Origin of the sequence: Marivita lacus (assembly GCF_014637725.1) — a bacterium.
In the GTDB taxonomy this organism is placed as follows: Bacteria; Pseudomonadota; Alphaproteobacteria; order Rhodobacterales; family Rhodobacteraceae; genus Marivita; species Marivita lacus.
The window spans coordinates 65107-87672 of the sequence record NZ_BMFC01000013.1 but is presented as its reverse complement, the minus strand read 5'-3'; the positions used below and the strand labels follow the sequence as shown (position 1 = coordinate 87672).

28 protein-coding genes and 3 pseudogenes are annotated in these 22566 nt (G+C 63.0%); 11 read left to right on the top strand and 20 right to left on the bottom strand.

Annotation, left to right across the window (positions count from 1 at the left end):
* Position 1 precedes the first annotated feature (1 nt).
* Positions 2–220, bottom strand: coding sequence for a hypothetical protein (locus IEV82_RS19065; protein ID WP_188483672.1), 219 nt, complete (start codon positions 218–220; stop codon positions 2–4).
* A 138-nt stretch (positions 221–358) separates the two neighbouring features.
* Between IEV82_RS19065 and IEV82_RS19060 the strand changes: the two genes are divergently transcribed.
* Genes IEV82_RS19060 through IEV82_RS19035 form a run of 6 tightly spaced genes read left to right on the top strand, consistent with a single transcriptional unit; the run spans position 359 to position 5246 of the window.
* A complete protein-coding gene (locus tag IEV82_RS19060; RefSeq protein ID WP_188483671.1) occupies positions 359–811 on the top strand; it encodes a c-type cytochrome in 453 nt (150 codons plus the stop codon).
* Positions 812–820: 9 nt separating this feature from the next.
* Positions 821–2173: a cbb3-type cytochrome c oxidase subunit I gene (locus IEV82_RS19055; protein WP_188483670.1), complete on the top strand. Its 1353-nt coding sequence runs from the start codon at positions 821–823 to the stop codon at positions 2171–2173.
* Complete coding sequence (locus tag IEV82_RS19050; RefSeq protein WP_188483669.1) at positions 2170–2967, top strand: CbbQ/NirQ/NorQ/GpvN family protein; 798 nt, start codon at positions 2170–2172, stop codon at positions 2965–2967. The genes IEV82_RS19055 and IEV82_RS19050 overlap by 4 nt, the downstream gene beginning before the upstream one ends.
* A 5-nt stretch (positions 2968–2972) precedes the next feature.
* On the top strand, positions 2973–4859 hold the full coding sequence (locus IEV82_RS19045; protein ID WP_188483668.1) for a nitric oxide reductase activation protein NorD: 1887 nt from the start codon (positions 2973–2975) through the stop codon (positions 4857–4859).
* Position 4860: 1 nt separating this feature from the next.
* Positions 4861–5037: a hypothetical protein gene (locus IEV82_RS19040; RefSeq protein ID WP_188483667.1), complete on the top strand. Its 177-nt coding sequence runs from the start codon at positions 4861–4863 to the stop codon at positions 5035–5037.
* Positions 5038–5084: 47 nt separating this feature from the next.
* A complete protein-coding gene (locus IEV82_RS19035) occupies positions 5085–5246 on the top strand; it encodes an NnrT protein (protein ID WP_229747926.1) in 162 nt (53 codons plus the stop codon).
* Positions 5247–5578: 332 nt separating this feature from the next.
* On the opposite strand, the pseudogene IEV82_RS24065 reads toward IEV82_RS19035, so the two are convergent.
* The 16 genes and pseudogenes from IEV82_RS24065 to IEV82_RS18955 form a co-directional block, all read right to left on the bottom strand.
* Positions 5579–5818 (bottom strand): annotated as a pseudogene (locus IEV82_RS24065) (NnrU family protein); the annotation flags it as partial.
* Positions 5819–6131: 313 nt separating this feature from the next.
* Positions 6132–6590: a hypothetical protein gene (locus IEV82_RS19025; RefSeq protein WP_188483665.1), complete on the bottom strand. Its 459-nt coding sequence runs from the start codon at positions 6588–6590 to the stop codon at positions 6132–6134.
* A gap of 27 nt (positions 6591–6617) precedes the next feature.
* Positions 6618–8147 (bottom strand): pyridoxal phosphate-dependent decarboxylase family protein, encoded by a 1530-nt coding sequence (locus IEV82_RS19020; RefSeq protein WP_188483664.1) that lies wholly within the window; start codon positions 8145–8147, stop codon positions 6618–6620.
* A gap of 135 nt (positions 8148–8282) precedes the next feature.
* Entirely contained in the window at positions 8283–9347 is a 1065-nt protein-coding gene (locus tag IEV82_RS19015) for a dipeptidase (RefSeq protein ID WP_188483663.1), read from the bottom strand.
* Positions 9344–10084: a gamma-glutamylcyclotransferase gene (locus tag IEV82_RS19010; RefSeq protein ID WP_188483662.1), complete on the bottom strand. Its 741-nt coding sequence runs from the start codon at positions 10082–10084 to the stop codon at positions 9344–9346. The genes IEV82_RS19015 and IEV82_RS19010 overlap by 4 nt, the downstream gene beginning before the upstream one ends.
* Positions 10077–10616 (bottom strand): GNAT family N-acetyltransferase, encoded by a 540-nt coding sequence (locus IEV82_RS19005; protein ID WP_188483661.1) that lies wholly within the window; start codon positions 10614–10616, stop codon positions 10077–10079. The genes IEV82_RS19010 and IEV82_RS19005 overlap by 8 nt, the downstream gene beginning before the upstream one ends.
* 1 nt (position 10617) lies before the next feature.
* Positions 10618–10956, bottom strand: a complete 339-nt coding sequence (locus IEV82_RS19000; protein WP_188483660.1) for a cupin domain-containing protein — start codon at positions 10954–10956, stop codon at positions 10618–10620.
* Positions 10957–10987: 31 nt separating this feature from the next.
* A complete protein-coding gene (locus IEV82_RS18995) occupies positions 10988–11410 on the bottom strand; it encodes an ester cyclase (RefSeq protein ID WP_188483659.1) in 423 nt (140 codons plus the stop codon).
* Positions 11411–11415: 5 nt separating this feature from the next.
* On the bottom strand, positions 11416–11565 hold the full coding sequence (locus IEV82_RS18990) for a hypothetical protein (RefSeq protein WP_188483658.1): 150 nt from the start codon (positions 11563–11565) through the stop codon (positions 11416–11418).
* Positions 11562–11846 (bottom strand): hypothetical protein, encoded by a 285-nt coding sequence (locus IEV82_RS18985; RefSeq protein ID WP_188483657.1) that lies wholly within the window; start codon positions 11844–11846, stop codon positions 11562–11564. The genes IEV82_RS18990 and IEV82_RS18985 overlap by 4 nt, the downstream gene beginning before the upstream one ends.
* Before the next feature lie 49 nt (positions 11847–11895).
* Entirely contained in the window at positions 11896–12702 is an 807-nt protein-coding gene (locus tag IEV82_RS18980; protein ID WP_188483656.1) for a methyltransferase domain-containing protein, read from the bottom strand.
* Complete coding sequence (locus tag IEV82_RS18975; RefSeq protein ID WP_188483655.1) at positions 12699–13085, bottom strand: nuclear transport factor 2 family protein; 387 nt, start codon at positions 13083–13085, stop codon at positions 12699–12701. The genes IEV82_RS18980 and IEV82_RS18975 overlap by 4 nt, the downstream gene beginning before the upstream one ends.
* 57 nt (positions 13086–13142) lie before the next feature.
* Positions 13143–13499, bottom strand: coding sequence for a YybH family protein (locus tag IEV82_RS18970; RefSeq protein ID WP_188483654.1), 357 nt, complete (start codon positions 13497–13499; stop codon positions 13143–13145).
* Positions 13496–13927 carry a hypothetical protein gene (locus tag IEV82_RS18965; RefSeq protein ID WP_188483653.1) on the bottom strand — a complete coding sequence of 144 codons (432 nt, stop codon included), beginning with the start codon at positions 13925–13927 and terminating at the stop codon, positions 13496–13498. The genes IEV82_RS18970 and IEV82_RS18965 overlap by 4 nt, the downstream gene beginning before the upstream one ends.
* 157 nt (positions 13928–14084) lie before the next feature.
* On the bottom strand, positions 14085–14417 hold the full coding sequence (locus IEV82_RS18960; protein ID WP_188483652.1) for a GYD domain-containing protein: 333 nt from the start codon (positions 14415–14417) through the stop codon (positions 14085–14087).
* 122 nt (positions 14418–14539) lie between these two features.
* The gene (locus IEV82_RS18955) at positions 14540–16036 is read right to left on the bottom strand and encodes a winged helix-turn-helix domain-containing tetratricopeptide repeat protein (protein WP_188483651.1); all 1497 of its coding nucleotides are present in this window, start codon (positions 16034–16036) and stop codon (positions 14540–14542) included.
* A 246-nt stretch (positions 16037–16282) separates the two neighbouring features.
* Between IEV82_RS18955 and istA the strand changes: the two are divergent.
* Both istA and istB read left to right on the top strand, forming a co-directional pair.
* Positions 16283–17387, top strand: a pseudogene (gene istA / locus IEV82_RS18950) (IS21 family transposase); the annotation flags it as partial.
* 46 nt (positions 17388–17433) lie between these two features.
* Positions 17434–18199 (top strand): annotated as a pseudogene (gene istB / locus IEV82_RS18945) (IS21-like element helper ATPase IstB).
* A gap of 279 nt (positions 18200–18478) precedes the next feature.
* On the opposite strand, the gene IEV82_RS18940 reads toward istB, so the two are convergent.
* From IEV82_RS18940 to IEV82_RS18930, 3 genes are read right to left on the bottom strand one after another with little or no spacing between them, the layout of a single operon-like run.
* Complete coding sequence (locus tag IEV82_RS18940) at positions 18479–19087, bottom strand: MotE family protein (RefSeq protein WP_188483650.1); 609 nt, start codon at positions 19085–19087, stop codon at positions 18479–18481.
* On the bottom strand, positions 19084–19443 hold the full coding sequence (locus IEV82_RS18935) for a hypothetical protein (protein ID WP_188483649.1): 360 nt from the start codon (positions 19441–19443) through the stop codon (positions 19084–19086). The genes IEV82_RS18940 and IEV82_RS18935 overlap by 4 nt, the downstream gene beginning before the upstream one ends.
* A gap of 9 nt (positions 19444–19452) precedes the next feature.
* Entirely contained in the window at positions 19453–19950 is a 498-nt protein-coding gene (locus tag IEV82_RS18930; protein ID WP_188483648.1) for a flagellar basal body-associated FliL family protein, read from the bottom strand.
* Positions 19951–20071: 121 nt separating this feature from the next.
* Between IEV82_RS18930 and fliF the strand changes: the two genes are divergently transcribed.
* The 3 genes from fliF to IEV82_RS18915 are packed head-to-tail and all read left to right on the top strand — an operon-like array spanning position 20072 to position 22564.
* A complete protein-coding gene (fliF, locus tag IEV82_RS18925) occupies positions 20072–21676 on the top strand; it encodes a flagellar basal-body MS-ring/collar protein FliF (protein WP_188483647.1) in 1605 nt (534 codons plus the stop codon).
* Positions 21673–22275, top strand: coding sequence for a FliH/SctL family protein (locus IEV82_RS18920; RefSeq protein ID WP_188483646.1), 603 nt, complete (start codon positions 21673–21675; stop codon positions 22273–22275). The genes fliF and IEV82_RS18920 overlap by 4 nt, the downstream gene beginning before the upstream one ends.
* A complete protein-coding gene (locus IEV82_RS18915) occupies positions 22268–22564 on the top strand; it encodes a FliM/FliN family flagellar motor switch protein (protein ID WP_188483645.1) in 297 nt (98 codons plus the stop codon). The genes IEV82_RS18920 and IEV82_RS18915 overlap by 8 nt, the downstream gene beginning before the upstream one ends.
* The last annotated feature ends 2 nt before the right edge of the window (positions 22565–22566 follow it).

Sequence of the window (22566 nt, the reverse complement as noted above, 5' to 3'; positions counted from 1 at the left end):
CCTATTCCGGCCCAAGCGCAACCGCCGCGCGCAGTTCGGCGCGAAAGGTCACATCGTCGAGGCTATATTCTGCGCACGCTTCGACAACCGTGTGAAACGGCGCAATCGGGCAACCGAAGCAGAACATGCGATGGGCCAGGAACACCGCCGCAGTGTCCGGCCAATGGTCGAACAGCAGCCGCAGTGGCAGGTTGGGGTCGTCCATTTTGGGGCCGCACATGGTGCCTCCGCTCCGGCCTGTATGCCGTTCGAGCACCTTGCCGCAGCTCTTTTTCCGCGTCGTTGTGCTGGAACAACGTCCGCCCGCCGACGGCGCCATAGACAGTCCTGATACGCAACAATCGCCAGGACCGACCCAATGTCAGAGATCCTCACGAAGTCACGGGCCAGGAACATATTCTATGGAGGGTCCCTGTTTTTCATCGTCGTGTTCATCGCCATGACAATCCATTCGCACCGCTATGTGGTCAACGTCTCGACCGCTGGCATGCCGCTGTCGGAAGAGGTGATCCTGGGCAAGCACGTCTGGGAACGTCACAGCTGCATCAACTGCCACACGCTGCACGGCGAAGGTGCCTATTTCGCGCCCGAGCTGGGGAACGTGATGACCCGCTGGGGCGTGCAGGACGAGCCCGAGGTCGCCTATGAGGTGCTGGATGGCTGGATGAATGCCCAGCCCAGCGGCATCGAAGGGCGCCGCCAGATGCCCCACTTCGAAATCACCGAGGAAGAAATGCGCGGTCTGTCCGAGTTCCTCCGCTGGGCCGATCAGACAGACACCCAAGGCTGGCCGCCGACGGACGCGGGCTAGGAGATACCCATGAAATATCAATCGCAAAAAGTCGCCTACGCCTATTTCCTCGTGGCGATGGGGCTGTTCGGCATCCAGGTGCTGGGCGGGCTGCTGGCGGGCTGGATCTATATCTCGCCCAACACCCTGTCCGAGCTTCTGCCGTTCAACATCATCCGCATGATCCACACCAACGCGCTGATCGTCTGGCTGCTGCTGGGCTTTTTCGGCGCCGCCTATTTCCTTGTGCCAGAGGAGGCCGAGCGCGAGATCTGGTCGGTCAAGCTGGCCTATCTGCAGCTGATCATCCTTGTGGTCGGCACGCTGGGCGCGGTCGGCGGCTATCTTGTCGGCATCCACGGCGGGCGCGAGTTTCTGGAACAACCGCTCTGGGTCAAATTCGGAATCCTTGTTGCCGCGGTGATCTTCCTGATCAACATCTCGATGACCGTGCTGGCGGGGCGCAAGACCGCGATCACCGGCGTTCTGCTGACCGGCCTGTGGCTGCTGTCGCTGCTGTGGATCTTCGCCTTCATCAACCCCGACAACCTGAGCCTCGACAAGATGTATTGGTGGTTCGTGATCCACCTGTGGGTTGAAGGAACGTGGGAACTGGTGATGGCCGCGATCCTCGCCTTCCTGATGCTGAAGCTGACCGGCGTCGACCGTGAAGTTGTTGAAAAGTGGCTTTACGTGATCGTCGCCACGGCGCTGTTTTCGGGCATTCTTGGCACCGGGCACCATTTCTACTGGATCGGTCTGCCAGGATACTGGCAATGGACCGGCTCGATCTTCTCGGCCTTCGAGGTGGTGCCGTTCTTTGCGATGATGTCCTTCGCCTTCATCATGGTCTGGAAGGGGCGGCGCAACCATCCCAACAAGGCCGCGCTTCTCTGGGCGCTCGGCTCGGCCGTCGTTGCGTTCTTCGGCGCGGGCGTCTGGGGCTTCCTGCACACCTTCCACGGGGTGAACTTCTACACCCATGGCACGCAGATCACGGCGGCCCACGGGCACCTGTCGTTCTACGGCGCCTATGTGGCGATGAACCTTGCGATCATCACCTATGCCATGCCGCTGCTGCGCGGCCGTGCGCCCTACAATCAAGTGCTGAACATGATCTCGTTCTGGCTGATGACCGGGGGCATGGCGTTCATGACCTTCGTGCTGACCTTTGCCGGGACCATCCAGACCCACATGCAGCGGATTGTCGGGGACTATTACATGGACGTTCAGGACCAGCTTGGCCTGTTCTATGTAATGCGCTTCGGCGCCGGCATCGCCGTGGTTCTGGGCGCGATCCTGTTCATCTACAGCCAGGTCGTGGTGCGTCGCGAAGTGATCGCGCCGAATACCATGCCCGAACCCGAGGGTGAGGCGCAATGAACGCGCTGGCCCCGGATCGCACCGCGCCATTTTACCGCCCGGTTGCGCAGGAGGTCGCCCTGTTCGATGCCGCTCATGCCAAGGGTCTGCCCCTGCTGCTGAAGGGGCCGACCGGGTGCGGCAAGACGCGGTTCGTCGAACACATGGCGGCCCGTCTGGGCCGCCCGCTCTATACCGTTGCCTGCCATGACGACCTGTCGGCGGCGGACCTGATTGGGCGGTACCTGCTGCGCGGCGGAGCGACGGAATGGATCGACGGCCCGCTGACCCGTGCCGTCCGCGAAGGCGCGATCTGCTACCTCGACGAGGTGATCGAGGCGCGCAAGGATGTGACCGTGGTGCTGCACCCGCTGACCGACAACCGTCGCACCCTGATGATCGACCGCACCGGAGAGGAGCTGGTGGCGCCGCCCGGCTTCATGCTGGTGGCCAGCTACAATCCCGGCTACCAGAACATCCTCAAACGGCTGAAGCCGTCTACGCGGCAGCGATTCCTGTCGATCACCTTCGGCTTTCCCGATGCCGCGACCGAAACCGCCGTGGTGGCGCGCGAAAGCGGGCTGGATGCGGCCCGCGTGGTGCCTCTGGTGCGGCTGGCCGGGCATATCCGTGCGCTGTCGGGGATGGATCTGGAAGAGGGCGTTTCGACCCGCCTGCTGATCTATGCCGCGACCCTGATCGCTGGCGAAATGCCGATCGAACAGGCTTTGCAGGCAGCTGTGGTCGAGCCGCTGACCGACGAGCCCGACGTCGCGCAGGCGCTGCGCGACGTGATCGCCAGCGTCTACGGATAACCCTCATGGCCCTGCACCCCCTCGACCTGATGGAGCCCGAAGAGACGGTTGGCAACCTTTGGCACGGCGTTGCCCTGCGTCTGGCCCCGGTTGCCGGTCACGCGGACAGCGCCGTAACGCTGGATGCCGTACGACCGAGCATTGCGCTGCTGTTCCGCGCCGTTGGTGGAAAGCCGGGCGTCGAAATCGCTGCCAGCGCCGCCACGGCGTCGCGCCACCGGCGCACGATCGGCGCGCAACTGGCCGATGCGCACATGCTGGAACATGTCGCCCGCTTCGATGGTGAAACGCTGCGCCTGCCGCCGGTGATCGACGCCTTTCCGACGGTCGGGCAGAACCGCGCCGCGTACCTGTGGCTTGCAGCCCTTGCCGCTTGTGCCACGCCCGCAGTTCCCCCCGCCGATGCGATGGCCGCCGACATTGCCCATATCGCCGCGATGGAACGGGCAACGGCCATGGCACTGTCACTCTGCCCCGGTCTGCGCGCGCGCCATGCAACCCTTTGCGCCCATGTGGTGACGGACTGGCCAGATCACGCCACGTCGCCATCCGAGCGGGACGTGGCCGCCCGCGCGCTGTCCGTTCTGTCGGGTGCGCGCTACACGGCCGAGAGTGCGTTCGTGCCAAACGCCCCGCGCGGGTACACACCTATGGTGCCCGTTCCAATCTGGATGCGGATCGATCTCGCGGACAAAGGGAGCGCCCCCAGCCCGGCCGAGGATGCCATCAGCGCGCCACCCGGTCTTGCCAGTGCCACGCGCAAGCAGGGCAACCGGCAGGACAACGAGCAGGCCAACCGCACCGACAGCTTCATCATGCACCGGTTCGAGTCGATTCTATCCTGGGTGGAAAGCATGGGCCTGAACCGCGCGACCGACGACGACGATCTGGAAAACGCCCAGAAGGCCGCCGAGGATCAGGACAGCATCACCCTCAGCCCGCATCACAAGCGCGCCGCGACCCGGCTGCGCCTGCATCTGGATCTTGCCCCGCAGGATGCCGACCACGAGCGGCTCTCGGCGCGCTTCACCTATCCTGAATGGAACCACCGCGCCCGCGCCTACATGCCCGACCACTGCATCGTGCTCGAGGCCGACGCCACCCCCGGAACAGGATTTGAACCCGACCCGCGCCTGATGACCCGCGTGCGCCGTCAGTTCGAGGCATTGCACCCCCGCCGCATCCTGCTGCCCCGGCAGGTGGACGGCGCGGAACTGGATCTTGACGCGCTGATCGCGGCGCAGGTGGCGATCCGCGCCACAGGACAGGGCAGCGACCGCATCTTCCGCGATCTGCGCCACGTCGAACGCGACCTGTCTGTGGCGATCCTTATGGATTGCTCCCGCTCGACCGAATCCGTGGTCGGCACCCGCAGCATCATCGACACCACGCGCGAGGCGCTGGTGGCGCTGGCGGGCGGCATCGACGCGGCGGGCGACCGGCTGGCGATCTGGGGCTTCTCCTCGCTCAGGCGCGATCGCGTGTTCCTGACCCGCTGCAAGGGGTTCGAGGGGCGGATGACACCCGACATCACAGCCCGCATCGGCGGGCTGAAGCCCGGCCATTACACTAGGCTCGGGGCCGCGATCCGCCATGCCTCGGCTGCGCTTGCCGCCGAAACCTCGACCCGCAAGCTGCTCTTGGTGCTGACGGATGGCAAACCCAACGACCTGGATCATTACGAGGGCACCCACGGCATCGAGGACAGCCACATGGCCGTGCGCGAGGCGCGCCGCGCCGGACAGTTGGTGCATGGAGTGATCGTAGACGCCGATGGGCAGGACTGGTTCGCGCGTATCTTCGGCCGTGCCGGGTTCACCCTGTTGCCGGATCCCGCCCGGCTGGGCCGTGCCTTGCCCGACATCTACCGTTCACTCACGCAGGAGACCTGACATGCGCTTTTTCCTCTTCCTTTTCGGCCTGTTCACACCGGTTATGACCGCCGCCGAGACGTTTCAGCGCCCGATCCCCGCGCCACAGACGGCGCAAGCCGAAATCTCTTATCTTGTCGCGTCCATCCTACTGGTGATGGCGCTTGTCGCGGTGCAACGGCTGATCGCGCGCAAGTGACCCAAGGACGCCTGACTCTGATCCTCTATCCATTCGGCTCCGGGGCGATGGCCGTCAACCTGTTCTTCGCCTCGCTGATATGGTCGTGGATCGGCTGGCCCGTGCTGACACCGTTGCAATCAGTGCTGGGGGGCGCGGTGTTGGGCATTCCCGTCACATGGCTCTTTGCCCGCCATATCCTTCGGTTAATGGCGAAGGCGGACAGTTGACGGTGCAGCGGCTTCTTCAGCGAGCCCATCAAGTCAACGGGTTCACCCCGAAGAGCAAGGGATGCAGCGAAAGAAGCGCAAGATAGAGCACCATGCCTAGGGTGAGGCGAAGGGCCGTCCCTGTCCAAGAGACCGGGGGCGGCAAGGCCGGGGCCTGACGGCGGGCGTGGTCGAGCCGGTTCCAGCTTTCGCCCATCGCACGGCGTCGACGTCAGTCTCACGAAGCCGGGACGGGCGGGATCAAAGCCAGCGTTGCGCGCGCCGCCGAAGGAAAACGATTTCGGTTGCGCAACGGCGAGTCCCAAGATCAGGCAAACCGGCAACATGGCGGCCAGAACCACATGGTTCTGCCACGTTTCCCAGCGCCAGGCCGGAACAAAGGGCGCCCGTCCTGCCGCCGTGATCAGCCAAGCAAGGACAGCGAGCGACAAAAAAGAATAGCCGAAAGAGAAGCCCGCCCGACCAAGCCGGGCCTGCAGCCATGGTCGCAGCGACTGGCGCAGAGGCACGGAATGCGTCAGGAAGAATGCCGCCAAATCCAGCGCGTATTCGCTCCATCCCGTCACGGTCATGTCGGTTTGCCGATGCGCTCCTGTCGCTCCTCGAGCCAGCGACCGCGCGTGGCTGGGAATGCCCGTATTTCCGTATTCGGTTCGACATGTCTCACCTATCGTGGATTTTGACGTCGAACGATGTGCATCTGGTTATGGAACCCGTGCGGAGCCGGTGCGCGGTGATCAAACACCTTATGTCACCACCTGCTCATATGTCGGGTAATTCGGCCCGGACTTCCTGACTTGCTGGCCGGCGATGACGGATGTCTTTGTGCTGCGGCAATCCCAATCAGAGCCAAAGCATCCGGTTCTCAACGCTGAGAACATGTCATCAGGAAAGCGAAATGGAGACGCTTCGGGCAGCAGCGGAAATGATCACGCCGACTGGCCCTCGGCGCCAGACCGTCTTTTCAGGCGAACACGTCTCGAGGCCGCGCTCAAAGCCGATGTCTGCGAGGATACCTTCGAGAAAAACAACGGGCGAAGTCTCGCATCCGTTAACGTGATCACGACGCAAAGCTGCCTCAGCGAATGCACGGATGGCTTCACCATCGACGACGTCCAATAAGTCGACACATTCATCGGGAGACTTGGCGAGCATCGCCGCAGCTTCGTCCCAATGTTTGTCGAGCGAGGTGTCGCCCCAGAGCTGGGCACGTAGCTTGACCCAACTTTCGACTTCCGAATGAGTAGCGATCCGTATTGATATTTTCGGACATTGGCCAGTTCGAGCAATGGTTGCAACCGTCGTGGAAGTGGAAGCCATCCCTGTTGAAGTGACCGGCGGCATTGTCCGCGAAGCTGTCGGACGCAGGCCTCATGCGCCTTCAGCTTTTCTTTCGTGGATAATGGGGGTTTTTTTGCCAACAGTCGAAACCGTAGCTGCCGACCGCGCCCGCTCGTGTGCAACCCCCGCTCCGGTCCGCAGGACTTCCGAAAGGAGGACCGACAGATCCTGCCGGGTTGTCCTGTGGTTGTTGATGGCAACCCTGAGACAATGGCGGCCGGCGACGGTGGTGTCGGACAGGATCGCAAAGCCTGACTCCTGGATGCGCAGCATGATCTCGGTGTTGACCTCCTTGAGGGCCACCTCATCCTTCAGACCACCGGCATAGCGAAAGCAGACGATGTTGAGGTCGACGGGAGCCACGAGTTCGAGTCGCGGATCGGCGGCGATCAGCCCCTCGAGATGGCGCGCCTGAGCGATGTTCTGGTCGATCAGACGCCCGAGCTTGGGCGCACCGTTCTCCTTCAGCGACATCCATATCTTCAGGGCCTTGAAGCCGCGGCTCAGTTCCAGCCCGTAGTCGGCCAGGAACTTTCCCGCGATCATGCCTCGGGTCTGGAGTTGGAGATACTCGCCGTGCATCTCGAACGCCTCGAAATGCCGGTCGGCGTCGCGCACCAGCACGCAGCCCGCCTCGAAGGGCGTGTGCAGCCACTTGTGCGGATCAAGGGCGACGGAATCGGCCAGCTCGATCCCCGCCACGAGGGCGCGGTTCTCCGGGGCGATCTTCAAGAAGGCGCCGATGCAGCCATCGACGTGGAAGCGAAGGCCTTCGCGCCGGCATAGGGCGGCCAGCGCTTTCAGATCGTCGGTAGCGCCCGTGTTCGTCGTGCCCGCCGTGCCGATGACGCAGACCGGCGCGACGCCCGCCGCCCGATCCTCCGCGATCGCCGCCTCGAGCGCCGACAGGTCGATGCGCTGCCGTTCGTCGGACGCGACCATGCGGAGCGACCGCGCCCCCAGGCCCAGCGTCTCCAGCGCCTTCTGGTGGCAGCTGTGGACCTGGTCGGAGGCGTAGAAGCGCAAGGGTCGGGGGATGCCCACGATGCCCTCGGCCCGCACGTCGACGCCCGCCATCATGTTGCGGGTGATGGTGTGCGCCAGGAGGTTTGCCATGGAGCCGCCGCTCGTCAGCGTGCCGCTGGCTGTCGGCGGGAACTCCATCATCTCCTTGAACCAGTCGATCACCTGCATGTCGATCATGGCCGCCGCCGTCGACCCGCCGCCGAGATTGGACCCGTCGATGGCGGCAAGGAAGTCGCCGAGCGCGCCGGTGAAGTTCCCCGAGCCCATGTACCAGCCCCAGAAGCGCGGATAGATGTTGCCCATTGCATAGGGCAGCATGTTCTCCCGCAGCTCCTCGTAGACGTCGCCCAAGGGCTGCGGTCCCGTCGGCAGGGGCGTCCGGAACCGCGCCCGCACCTCCTCGGGGATCGGCTGCCAGACATGACGCTCGCGCACTTCGTCAAGGTGACGGACGGCATCCTCGACCATGCGATGCGCAAGCTCGCGCACCTCCGTCCAGTCGGAGGGATCAAGGGTTTCTTCCTGGTTCTTCATTGCAGTCTCCTTCGTTCCTGTGATGCCGATGGCTGGCTGGCTGGCTGGCTGGCTGGCTGGCGGGCATGGTAAAGCTCCACCTGTCACACCTTGTGAAGCCTGGCGGCGGGTTTGCGATGTCGCCTCTCCCGCGCATCAGCGAAGGCAACGGTCGAGGCAGGCGAGCCAGTTGTCGCGCGCGAGTTTGCCGAGGAGCGGCGCATCGTAGCCATGCGCACCCATCGCCTCGAAGAGAAGCGGAACTCCGGTCACGTCGCCTATCAGGTCCGGCACGACGCAGCCGTCGAAATCCGAGCCGAGTCCGACGTGATCCTCGCCCGCCTCGGCGATCAGGTGGTCGAGGTGGCGAAGCATCGTGTCCCAAACCGTGCCATTATCGGCCCGGCCGTCCGCGTTCAGGTAGAAGGTCGCGAAGTTGAAGCCCACCATGCCGCGGCGCTCGCGGATCATGTGGAGCTGCCGGTCGGTCAGATTGCGCGGGCTGGCGCAGAGCGCATGCGCGTTGGAATGCGTGGCCACGAGTGGCTTGCTTGAGACGCGAGCCACGTCGTCGAACCCCTTCTCGTTCAGGTGCGACAGGTCGATCAGGATGCCGAGTTCATCGCAGAGGTGGACGAGGTTGCGGCCCTTCCCGGTGAGGCCGGGTCCCGTATCCGGCGTGCCGGGAAAGGTCATCGGTACGCCGTGACCGAAGATCGTGGGCCTGCTCCACACCGGGCCGAGCGACCGCAGGCCCATGTCGTGGAAAAGGTGGAGCGCGTCGAGGTCCGGGCCGATGGCCTCCGCCCCCTCCATGTGCATGACGCCCGCAATGATGCCTGCCTCCATGGCAGTTCGGATCTCGGACACAGAACGGCAGACGCGGAAATCCTGCGGCGCCGCCCGCTCCATCCAGTGCAGAAATCCGGCCATCGCCAATGCCTCGGGCTGGGCCTGCGTGTGCGTCATCTCGGGCGGCATGGGCAGCGCGTAGGGCGGGTCTGCCATCAGCACCTTGAAGTCCGGCGGCGGGCCATCGGACGCCGGCGGCACGAAGATCGCGAAAAGGCCGCCCGCGAAGCCCGAGGCCTTCATCCGCGCAAGGTCGAGGTGCCCCCGGCCACTGGCGCCGAGCCAGGTCTCCTCGCGCGGCGCGGGCGTCTTCATCAGCCGCAGGAGGAAGTCATTGTGGCCGTCGAAAAAGGGGACGAGGGCGGTCATGGGGCAAGCTCCTTTTCGGCAGTCGCCGCGAGATAGGTGTCCACCGCGTTCAGAAGGTCGGTGCAAGACTGGTCGACGATGCCCAGTTCGCCCAGATGTCCGACGATGCTGGCCAGGTAGTCGCGGCTGGTGCCGAGATCGCCCGCCCCGTGGGCGACGTAGCGAATCTGTTCCTCGTGGGTCAGGTCGGGGCGGACATCGGGCACGTCGTGATCGGCGAGAAAGGTCAGCACGCGGTCCTCCTCATCGCCGATCCGCGCCGGGATGAACCGGGCGAGATAGCCGGGCGCCAGCATTTCGCGCTGAAAGAGAATATCGGTCTCGGTTTCAACATCCACGGCGGCGATCCGGAAGGCCAGCCCATCGCAGCCGTCGCCCGCGTCCAGCGTCGCCATCAGGCCCGGCGCTTCCATCGTTCCGCGGCCGCCCCGATATTCAACGAGGATCAGGCGTCGGGCATGGTCCGCGACATGCGCGCGCCGCACCTCGGTGAAGCGCAGCGCCGGGTTCCACATCAGCGACCCGTAGCCGAAGACCCACAGGTCGCCCGAGTGGCCGGCCAGCGCCTCGGCGCGGATCGCTTCGCGCCGTGCTTCGGGATACACCCAGTCCCGCAGATGCGGCTCTTGCACGATGAGATGCTCGGCCCGGAAGGTCCGGAAAAGCGAGGTTTCGGGATCTGCGATCCGGTCGCGCAGTTCGGGATGGTGGACGAACGGGTCGAGCGTGTCAGGCAAGGCGGTTCTCCTTCGCGGCATCGTGGACCGGGGTCATTTCCATGCAGATGTCGACGCCCTCCACGATGCCCGGGAAATCCTTAGAACCGGGCACCTCGCGGAATCCGGCTTGGCGGTAGAGCGCCTGGGCCGAATGCAGCTTGTAGTGAGTGGACAGGCGGTAGTGGGTATATCCGGCGGCCGCTGCCTCGGTCAGGAGCATCTCCAGCATCCGTCTGCCGACGCCTTTCCCCCAGGCCTCGGGACGTACGAACATGCGCTTGATCTCCATCGTGGTCGCATCCTGACCGTAAAAGGCGACACAGCCGACCGGCGCGCCGTCAAGCTTCGCCAGAAGCAGACAGCCAGACGGCGGACCGAACCGACCTGGAAGACCTGCGAGTTCGGCGTCGAGATTCGCGAAGACGGAGTCGTTCGGGGATTTCCCGTCCTCCGCCACATGGGCTATGGCCCATGCGAAGAAGTCGCGGATCAACAGCCGAACGGCATCAAGGTCCTCGGGCGTCTTTGCGCGGGCGATATCGACAGCCATCTCAGCGTGCCTTCAACGGATAGCGGTCTGCCTCTGCGAAGACGTCGACCACGATCGTGCCGGCGCGTATCCGCGCGCCGTGCTCGACACCCGCAGGGATGTCGTAGCTGTCACCGGGTCGATAGGCCCGCGTCTCGCCACCGATGGTGAAGACGATCTCCCCCGCGATCACAGTACCCCATTGGGGCCCGTGCGCGTGGGGCGGAAGGTCCATGTCCTTGTGGAAGCGGAAGAAGGCCACCAGCCCCGCATCCGAGCAAACGGCATGGGAGGTGACCACATCCTCGGGAAACGGTACATCGAGGGCGGGCATGGCATCGAAGAAGGTGGGAAAGCGCATCAGGTATCCCCTGTTTCATGGCCGACGGGTCTCATTCGACCAACCCGAGTTGCCGTGCGATGGTGGCGCTGTCGTAATAATCACGACCCTCGACCACCTTGCCGTTCTCTACGCGCATGACAGAGCAATAGCGGACCTCCATCCGGCGCCCGGAGGGCGGGAAATTCTCGAGGCCCGAGTGAAGGTTTCCGAACTGGGTGCCGCGATTGAGGAACTCGCCCCCCCAGCCGTCGGGTCCATTGCCACCGGTAAGGACATTGACGACCTTGACCTCTCCATCCGGGAAAGCGGCCCGCCAGCGCTGATAGTCCATTCGATAGTCGTCGGGGCCGATCTGCGCCTCGTCACGCGCCACATCCTCGAACCGGCAGTTCGGCGCGATGATGGCAGCACCACGGTCGGGATCGCGCAAGTCCCAGGCTTCGTGAAACTGCCGGACACTCTTTTGGATCATGTTCATTAGGTCTCCTTCGGGATTGGGTCGCCGGGTTGCGATGGCAGTTGCACGATTGCCAGGCGCACGTCTTCGTCCCCGAGCACGGTCGTCGTGTGGCCCGACCCGGCCACGTCCTCCATCCGCCAGATCGCGCCTGCGCCAAACTCCCTCACCGCGCCATCGCCCGCATCGACCCGAAGACGGCCCGACAGGCAAAACGCGACCTGCCGGCGCGGTGAGGGATGCCGCGCGCCACCCATCCAGCGGGAAGCACGAGGTAGCGAACACCCGTCGCCGGCTCAGTGTCAGAAACCGGCATTGGAGGCGCGGGCGGGGCGAAACCGCCGGAGCGGAGGGAAACATGCAGGTCCGAAAAGTGCGAAATGCCGTCCGCGCCCTCCGTCAGGTGCAGGATCGGCATGGCATTGGCCATGTGCCTTGTGGCGTTTGTCATGCGTCATTCTCCGCGCAAAGGCTGCCGCACATCCTATGGCAAGGCATCCTCATCTCTCAGCTTTCACGGCGATCATCGTCACAAAGGGCAGGAAGCCGTAAAGCGTCCCGGCCTCGGCACGGCGGTGATATTCAGCCTCGAGCGCATCGGCGAGCGGCTGGCCGATCACGCCTTCGGTCACGAAGCGCGCAGCCGCCATCCTGACCCAGACGAGGTTACCAATTCCGTCCGTAACGACGCGTATTGCGGTATCGAAATGCGCGACCGTCAACCCGGCAGCACGAGCCAGCGGCTTGAGCTTGCCCGTCAGCCAGGCATCCGTCACAGATCCGGCCACGAAAGCCCGGGCACAGGAGTCCAGCGGATCGCCGGGCGCAAGGCCCAGTGCGGCCTTCGAGAAATCTGCATCGCAGACCACCAGTGTGCCGCCTAGGCGCAGGATGCGCGTGGCCTCCATGACAAGCGGAGACGGATCGGCCACATGCGACAGCACAGTGTGCAGGATGGCGATGTCGGCGCTGCCATCGGCGAGATCGAGCGCCGCTCCGTCACCATTCCGGAACTTTAGGTTGGGATGGTCGCCAGCCAGCGACCAGGCTTTGCCGGTCAAGGCGGCGGACGGCTCCACACCGAGCACATTGGCGCGCCCGAAGCGGTCGGCGATGCGCCGGGTCACACCGCCGGTCCCGCAACCGATATCGACGATCAGGCCGCCGTCGGGCGGCGCAAGCCGGTCGAGAAAACCGTCGATCACGGGCAACATGGAGGGGTCCGCCGCGCGCACTTCAAGCGCGGTTGCGATGATCTCGATGAACTCCGGGGACGCCGCGTCGACATTTGCGAAGGGGTCGCTCATCCCGCCACCTGCCGGGCGTAATCCTCGGCGTCGAACCAGCCTCTCGAGGCGGCGACTTTGCCATCGGCGTCCGCATCCCATTCTTCCCAGCCTGCTATCCGCACCGGGTTGCGCGTTTCGGCATGGTGGCCGGTGAAGGTCCACAGAAAGGCAACGTGATCGCCCGCGATGCGCACCCCGTCACAGGTCAGGTTCAAGTCGGGCACATCAGCGAAAAATCCTTCGGCCATGGCCTGAACGCGCGCGCGCCCCTCCCAGGGCGTGCCCCGGTTGATGACGATGCCGCCCGTCTCGGCGTAGAATGACGCAACTGCTTCGGCCGAACCGCTATTCCAGGCAGCGGTATAGGCGGTCGCCGTGGCGGCGATACTGTCGGTTGGCATGCGTCTCACCCTTTGCTTGTTGGATCTCGCATCCGGCGCGGTTGACGGGTGCAGCATTCAGATCTGTTCTTCGTTCAGGCTGCACGCCTTGCAGAGCCAGCCGGTGCCTGCGCTTCGGTCGAGGACGGCCAGCGTGGTGCCCGTACCGGTATCGCCTTCGGAGAACCTGGCAAGTATCCAGGCAAGGTCGCCCGAGCCGCCGAAAGACAGGATGTCGAAGCGTTTTGCCGTGGCCGTCCGGGTCCAGTCCCGATGCAGGATCTCGATCTCGGCCCGCCCGTGGGCAGGGGGCGCGAAGGGCGAGTGCAGCATAGCATCTTCGCTGAACATCCTGGCACAAGCGGCGGCATCGCCGACCGCATAGGACCGTGCCATGTGTTCAAGCCACCCATGCAACTCGTCTTCGAGCGTCATGTCATGGCACCTTCCTGCAATTCAGCAAATGGATCTCCTTCCCAGTCGCCTTGGCTGTGAAGCGCGCGCAGGCGGGTGAAGGACGAGTGGTCGAACATCAAGCCTGCGCGGTTCTGCTCCATCCGGGCGCGGTGGCGTCCGTCCTGATAGGCCGCTTCGAGCATCGCCTCGGCTTCGGCCAGGCAGGGTATCGCCGCGCCCTGATCAGCAAGCATCGCCTCGGCCTCCGCTCGACGATCCCAGATCCCCAACCCGCCCCAGATCTCCGAGGTCAGGGTCGTAAGCGCATCCGCGCCGGGCACGTGCTGCGGGCAGAACCGCCAGACCGACGCGCCCCCTACCGGGGAAAAGCTGTTGTCCCGAGCGGCGATCGGCGCGGCAAAGCGCACCCGGTGCAGCGTGATCCAGTCGTGATCCTGTTCGTTCATGCCTTCACCTTTAGAAACACCGCTGGTCACCGGCTCCTTGGGGCGATCCGGCGACAAGGTGCGCGCCAGCCTGCGGCCCGCGCTGGATCTGTCGAAGCGCCGCCGCCCGAACCGGTCGAGTGCTTAGGCTCTCTTGATCGGCGCCGACTGGAACAAGCTACCCGTGCGGCGGCTTGTATGCACCGGTGACCTCTCCGGCCTTCTTAAGGGCTGCCATCGCCTCGGACGAAGTCATCAGCTTTGTCGTTGCCGAGGCCGAGACCGTGCCCGCCGAGCCGACGGCCGCAGCGCCCGCCATCATGAACATGTCGTCCGGGCCTTCAATCAGGCAGACAACGTCGTACTGTCCAAACGCAAAGAACAGGTGATGCAGCTTGCCGCCAAGCGCCTCGACAAGCTTGCGCGCAGCCGCTTCGCGGTCGCTCGGGTCGGCGACCATCGCCTTGATGGCATCGCCGGAATAAGCCAACTGGTATAGGTAGAATGGCATTGTGTTTTCTCCCCCATGGCGGGCTCCGGCGTGATGCCATCCCGTCCTCTGTGAGGGTGGCGCGACCGGGGCAATGGCGTCACCCAGTGCGGCTAAAAAGATATAAATCGGAGGCGCCGCAGCTACCTGAGCATCTTGGCCGCGTCGGCCGGGCTGAGGCCCGCGGCGATGCGGAAGAAGGTGTGCGCACGCGCCAGGTAGTCGGGGTTAGAGGAGAGCCAGCGGCCCGCAAGGCGCGCCTCGACGAGGGTCGGCGCGATCTCGGCGACCCGTGCGAAGGCCACCTCGGCCCGATCGATGCGCCCCGCGCCGACCCAGGCGATTGCGGCGAGGATCAGGGGCGTGGCGCTTCCCACGGCCTCCGCCAGCGCCGCCTCCGCCGCCTGTGCGGCCGCGTCGTAGTTGCGCACGGCGAATTGCGAGAAGCCAAGTGCGGCGAGGAGAGAGCCGCGTGAGGGATCGCGCGGAGAGCGGCGCAGCGCGGCCTCGGCCAGCGGCACACCGCGTTCGGCATCACCATGGAAACCCTCGTAGAGGCCAAGCCACGCCAGCGTTACCGCGCAGTTCGGGTTCATCTCATGCGCCTGGCGAAGCTCGGGCAGGCCCACCTCGGCATCCTGGTTCATGAAGTGCAGAAGCGCCCTGAGCCGCCTTGCATGGTGGTCGGTCGGATCTGCGGCGATGGCCTTGGTGGCCGCATCGATGCCTCCGGCGAGCGTGTCGGGCACGCAGGGTGTCGTGGCGTGATAAATGTTCCACCACGCGACCCAGGCCAGAACGCGCCAGGAGAGGCCCGAGGTCGGATCGAGGTCCAGCGCTTGCCGGGCAAGCTCCGCTGCCTTTTCGCGCGGGACGGGATCGTAGGCCATGTCGCCGGCCGAGACCATGGACCAGCCCCGCAGCGCTATGCCATGCGCGGTCAGGTCCTCGGGCGCGGCGGTGCGGATGCGCTCGGCCTCGGCCCGGTCGATCTGCGGAGCGAGACAGGTCACGATGGCCTGCGCCACCCGAGCCTGCGTGTCGAAATGCCCGACAAGGTCGCGGTCGAAGACCTCGGCCCAGACATGCCGTCCGGTGTGGGCGTCGATCAGCTGTGCGGTGACGCGCACACGTTCGGCCGTGGCGCGGACGCTGCCTTCGACGATGTACCGGACGCCCAGTTCGCGCGAAATGACCCTGAGATCGCGCGGCATGGCCCGGTAGATGAAGGCCGAGTTGCGCGCCACAACGAAGAGGTCGCGGAACCGGGACAGTTCGGTCGTGATATCCTCGACAAAGCCGTCGGCGAGCCAGGACATCGTGGGATCTCCGCCGAGATCCGCGAATGGCAACACGACAACCGAGGGCCGGTCGGGAAGGCTCAGAGCCAGTGGACCGGTCGATGCGACTTCCAGCGCGAAACGCAGGCCGCGTCCCGGCACCGTGACGATCGCACCCACCCCCAAAAGCCGTCGAAGATTGGCGACCTGGACGTTCAGGTTGTTCTCGCCGACAACGGTATCCGGCCAGACCGCCGCCATGATCTCGTCCCGTCCGACGACGCGGTCCCGGCAGGTGATCAGAAGATCGAGAAGATCAAAGGCGCGCGCTCCGATGGCGATGTCTTCGTCGCCCCGCACGAGGCGCCTTGCGCGCCGCTGAAACGTAAATTCTGTGAAACGAACGCTGTCCATCAGCAGGTCGGGATGTCCTTTTGTAAATTTTTATCAGAGGAGGAAAGGATTGTCTCGTTTTCTCGGGATGTCCGCAGGAGTGTTGATTTGCACCCGGAACTGAGCCGGTAAGGCGGATAATTTTCACTGAGAACTGAGCCATGTGAACCTACCCCCAAAGCAGAAAGCAGCGGGGGGGACGCAGTAATCCACATGGGACTTTTGAACATCATCCATCGGATGCATAACCGGCAGAAGCTGTCGATCCGCGAGATCGCGCGGCTGACAGGCGAGTTGCGGAAGACAGTGACCAAACATCTGGCGGCGAACACCATCGAGCCAAAATTCGCGACGCCGGAACTGGCGAGCAAGCTTGATCCCTTTGCCGAGAAGCTGGCGGGTTGGCGGAAGACTGAAGCCGGAAAGCTGCGTAAACAGCGACGCACAGTGAAGCAGTTGCACGCCGATCTTGTGGCGCTTGCCTTCACCGGGTCTTATGCCCGGGTGGCGGCTTTTTCACGATCGTGGCGGGCAGATCGGCAACGTGAACAGCAGACGACGGGGCGCGGGACCTTTGTGCCGCTGCATTTTGATCCTGGCGAAGCCTTCCAGTTTGACTGGAGCGAAGACTTCGCGGTTCTGGGTGGCGAGCGCACGAAGTTGCAGATGGCGCATATCAAGCTGTCGCACAGCCGGGCCTTTCTGATGCGTGCCTATCCGTTTCAGACGCATGAGATGCTGTTCGATGCCCACTGGCACGCGTTCCGGGTCTTTGGTGGTGTGCCTGCGCGGGGCATTTACGATAACATGAAGACGGCGGTGGATCGTGTCGGCCGCGGCAAGGAGTGACAGATCAACATGCGCTTCCTCGCGATGACGAACCACTATGTCTATGAGCCCGACTTCTGCAATCCGGCGGCCGGATGGGAGAAGGGCCAAGTCGAGAAGAACGTTCGCGATGCCCGCCATCAGATGCTGCAAGGTATGACGGACTTTCCAGACCTCGCTGCGCTGAATGCTTGGTTAGCAGCGTTTGCTGTGCAAGCCCGGTGGTGATCGCGAGATGGTGGATATTCTCGCCCTCGTCTTGCACCACGACGAACAAGCGGTGCTCACCGCGGTCGAATTGTCGCTGTCCGAGGGCGTGCCGACCAAAACCCATGTGCTGAACCTGCTGCACCGGCTGGTCGACGGCAAGATGATCGACGGACCGCCACTGGATACGCCGCAGGCACTGGCCCTGCGCAGCGAACCCAAGGCCAATGTCGAACACAATGATGGTTTCCGGACCCAGATCGCCGGAGGCCACCATGCGTCATTACCCCGCCGCCGGTGCCATCGTCATCATGCTGCGCAGCCTCAAAATGTATGGCATGGCGTCGTGCTGAAAGCATGCCTCCGGCGTGACCCGTCACCGATCTGATCGAGCAAGGAGCGCCGGCCTTTGAAGCTGTCATCCCGATCCTGTCGCAACTTCTCAAGGCCGAATTGGCCGAACGCGAGGTCCGGTCGATCGCTTATCACATGAAGCCGGCCCGTTTCCCGGCCTACAAGGACATCTCCGGATTCGACTTCGCCCCCAGCGAGATCAACGAAGCCACTGTCAGGACTCTGCACCGCTGCGAGTTCATGGACGGTGCCCAAAACGTCGTCCTGATCGGCGGCCCGGGCACCGGCAAAACTCATATCGCAACGGCACTCGGCATCCAGGCTATCCAGCACCACCGCCGGAAGGTTCGCTTCTTCTCGACCATCGAACTGGTCAACATCCTCGAACAGGAAAAGATCAAGGGCAAGGCCGGGCAGATCGCGGAAGCCATGACCAAGCTCGACCTCGTGATCCTGGACAAGCTGTGTTACCTGCCGTTCAGCGCGTCAGGCGCGGCGCTGCTCTTCCACCTGCTCAGCAAACTTTACGAGCGCACAAGCGTGGTGATCACCTCCAACCTCAGTTTCAGCGCATGGGCCACAGTCTTCAGTGATGCCAAGATGACAACCGCCTTGCTTGATCGCCTGACCCACCGCTGTCACATTCTTGAAACCGGAAACGACAGCTTCCGCTTCAAAGCAAGCTCAGCTGCGGCATCTGCTGCAAAGAAGAAAACAACATATGGCTTGACCCCAGCATGAACCGAAACCACATAATCAAAGGTGGCTCACTTCTCGGTGAAAAAAGGCTCAGTTCTGAGTGAAAATCAACAGCCTTGGCGGAGAAGCGTGCTGCGATAGAGGCGAACCCTGAACTTCGCGTTCTCCATGAGAAACAGTAAAGTGCGCGGTCATCAAGGCCCACCGTGCAGAGTTTTCTGTGCGGTCGATGTATGATGTGCTTGCTGTGCATTTCAGCGACTTCTAGTCAGAAAGTCTCCCGGTCTGCGCTCGCCTATGTTTTTTCTGGCTCCGCAAACATCAGTCAAGTGGAATGCTTGCATTGCGACCGGCCAGTTCAACGCTGATCTCGTAGGCCTTTTCGGGGGTCATTCCAGCCATGATCCTCGCAGCACTGTCCGACGCCATTCTCCCAAGGAAACCTGCGGCAAAGGTCGCATCCATCTGCTCGAACAGCGCCGCAGCCTGTTTTGGCTTCATATTGGCGTAGACCGCCGTTAACTGAGATAGATCGTCTTCTGCCGCCTCTGCAGCACGCGAGATCGTTTCGCGCAGGCTTTTTTCGGCCTCTTCGAGCAAGACCAATTCCGCGTCAATCGCGTCTTCGGCTGCAGCGAGGGTGGCTTCGCGTTCGCTGATTTCCGCTTCGCGTTCTATCAGCCGCGCCTCGCGGTTTCTGATCGCCTCAAATGCGGCGTTCAGGTCATCTGGACGCGCCAAATCCATGGAGGTTGCTTGGGAAGTGTCGGTTGTTTTGTCCGGTGCCACACCCTCGCTGGCGATGACTTGACCCGCCTCGGTCACCAGTCGCAGACCCGCCGACAAAACCAGAAATGCGCCGATGATAGCCAAGGTGCCTGTGCGCGAGCGACCTTTGCGGATTGTGCATTCCTCTTGAACGCGTGTCATCCTGCACCTCCGGCATGCCGGGAAAACACAGGACCGGTTGTTGCGGGAGGCGCGTCGAGCCTTGGGCTATTGGGCGGCAGATCATGTAAAGAGGCGACCATCAGTTCCAGACGCTTCGCCGCGTCTTCCGCACGGCGGGTCAGGTCCTCAAGGCTGTCGCTCGAGTGAATTGCAGTCTTCTGTGCATTTTGCAGGGCCGTTTGCAGATCGGTTACCTGAACCGACAGCACCGCAACAGCCGCACCAACACCATTTTCAAGGTCCGTAAACCGGGTCAGCCTACGGGAAAGGACAAAGCAATAGAGCCCCGCTCCAAGCGCTCCGGCGACAAGCAAGACATCTGCTACAAATTCCATTTCAGGTCCTCAATTCAGAATGAATTCTGTCACAAGAAGACTGTTGGCCTTACCGAGGCCGACAACCATGACGATGCGGCGAAAGAGTTGCAGCCTTATCCTGAACAGTGCTCCCGCGCCTTCGATATCTTCGATGGTCAAGGCGCGGAGATACCCGTTCAGGACGTCCTGTATTCGCGGCATCAGAAACATAACCTCGTCCTCGTAACCAGTCGGCACCTCGATCAATCCGGTAAAGCGCAGATGCTCATTCCTTGCCCCGGGTGGCAACGTGACGATGAGCGTCGGGATTTCAACGAACGCGACGTCGGGTGCAACCGTGGGCGCACCATGTGACTTGGCCTTGTCAGTTCCAGCGTGACTCAAGGATACCAACCCGCTGGATATAGAAAAAAATCCCAATCCCGCCCCTGCAAGACACAGAACGACTGACAGAAAAAAGCCGAGTTTCGGCGATTTCCGCGTGCCTTCGCCGCTGTCTTCTTCTGATGGGTCAACCGATGCCATGACAGTTCCGTCCCTTGATTCCGGGATTGTTTTAGCCTGCACGCACTAACCGATTGTTAACACGAACGCGCAATAACGGGGGCATCGACGAAACAGGATGTTTTGAATTCGGAGGATTTCGGTGCAGCACATATTTCCGGTATGGCGAGGACTGTCCAATGCGCGAAAGGCGATCGTGGTCGGATCGACGGTCGCCATATTTCTGGCCGTCTTGGGCATGTCGCGGCTTGTGGCCCAGCCTCGCATGACGCTTTTGTACGCTGGGCTTGACGCGGCTTCAGCAGGCGAGGTCGTTCAATCCCTGCAGCAGAAGGGCGTTCCGTTCGAGGTTCAAGGCACATCCATTCTCGTGTCTGCCGCGACTCGTGATCAATTGCGTCTGACGCTTGCGACAGAAGGTCTGCCGGCCTCGTCCGGTCAAGGGTACGAACTGTTGGATACATTGTCGGGCTTCGGTACCACATCGCAGATGTTCGATGCAGCTTACCTGCGCGCGAAAGAGGGTGAACTGGCGCGAACAATCGTGTCATCCCCCGAGATCCTCTCGGCTCGGGTCCATATCGCCACTGGAAGTGAAAATGCGTTTCGCAGCGACCTTGCTCCAAGCGCCTCTGTGCACGTCACCGCGCGTTCGGGCGCAATCGACCCGGCTCAGGCACAAGCGATACGCCACCTCGTTGCCTCCGCGGTGGCGGGTCTTGTGCCGCAGGATGTTGCTTTGGTCGATGCCCAACTAGGCCTGTTGTCGGACGACGCTGACATGACCAGCACGGCGCGCGACCAAGACCGCAGCGACCTGTTGCGCGACCGGGTTCTGCGGCTACTCGAAGCTCGGGTAGGGCGCGGCAATGCGGTTGTGGAGGTCAGCATCGATTCGATCACCGAAACCGAATCGATCACGGAGCGTCGCTTTGATCCGGAAAGCCGCTTTGTCATAAGTTCCGACAGCGAAGAGCGCTCGGAACAATCCGAAAACGCTGGCTCTGGCGCTGTCACGGTCGCGTCCAACCTGCCCGATGGCGATGCGGCGGGAACCGAAACCGAGACGCGCCAGACCGCCGAAACACGTGAGCGTCTGAATTTTGAAGTGTCACAGACAACGCGGGAAATCCTTAAGGCACCGGGCGCCATCAAGCGGCTGACCGTCGCGGTCATGGTCAACGGGACACTCCAGACGGATGCCAAGGGCGCTGCTTCGTTTGTGCCGGTGCCTGAGGCGGAGCTTTCCGCACTCAGGGATTTGGTGGCGTCGGCGGTCGGCTACGATGAAAGCCGTGGGGACGTGATCACCCTCAAATCCCTCTCGTTCGAGCCCCTGGAAACCATCGGGTCGCTGCCCGCGGAACCGCGTCTGTTTACTGGTCAGCTCGACATGATGAGCCTTCTGCAGCTCGGGGTGCTGGCCGTGGTTGCGCTCATTTTAGGTGTTTTCGTGATCCGCCCTTTGCTCCTGCCTCGACGGCAGACAGCGACGATGCCCGCCTTGATGACACCGTCCTTCGCGTCTGAACAGGCGGGAGACCTACCAGTACTGAGCGGCACGATTGAACCTGACATGGGCAACAATGGCCTCCCGATGCTCTCTGACCGTGGCGCTCAGCCGGACGCTCTGAGCACCGAAGACGCTGTTGCACGGTTGAAGAACCTGATCGAGGAACGGCGCAGTGAGACGGTCGAAGTATTGCGCAGCTGGCTGGATGATCCAAGACCAGGAGACGCGAGATGACCTCCCTTTCTGCATATTTGGAGGATTTCGGCACACCCGCCCTGGCCAACGCGGCCCACTCCGTTTCGGATGAAACTCTGGAAACCGAACGGTTGGAATCCTTCGACAAGGGGTATCGCGCGGGTTGGGACGACGCGATCAAGGCCAAGACCGATGAAGGCACCCAGCTGGCCGATGGGGTGGTTCAAAACCTTCAGGATTTGTCATTCACCTACCATGATGTTCACGCACAGATCTTGTCCAATATCAGCCCGCTATTTGATGAAATCCTGAACAAGATTCTGCCCTCTCTGGCCCGAGAAACGCTCGGTGCCCATGTCGCCGACCAGCTGACCCGCATCGCCCGGGATATGGGGCCGGTCCAGATCGAGATCGCTGTCGCTCCGGGGTCTGCGGAACGTGTGTCCCAACTGGTGAACGGTGCCGCGACCAGCCTGCCGATCAAGGTGGTCGAAGCCGCGGCCGTTCCCGAAGGCCGTGCGGATATGCGGCTTGGGCGCAAGGAACTGTCAGTGGACCTTTCGGATGTGACGGCCCAGATCACGAAGGCGGTGCACGCAGTGCTTCATGACCAGACGGAGATGCGTGCCCATGGATAGCTCGACCCAAACCCCCGACGCCCGCAAGACCGATGCGGCCTTCACCCATGTTCCGATTGAAATCACGGTCTCGGTCGGGCGCGCGCGACCGCTTGTACGGGATTTGCTGCGCCTTGAGGAGGGGTCTGTCCTGATCCTCGACAAGCGGGTCGAGGACATGGTCGAGCTCTATGTCGGGGATCGCCTGATCGGATTAGGGGTACTCGAGATCGCGGAGACCGGTGAGCAGCAGGGCCAGCTTTGCGTTAGGCTGGTCGATGTGAACGATCTTGGCGCATCCGGCGTCTAGGA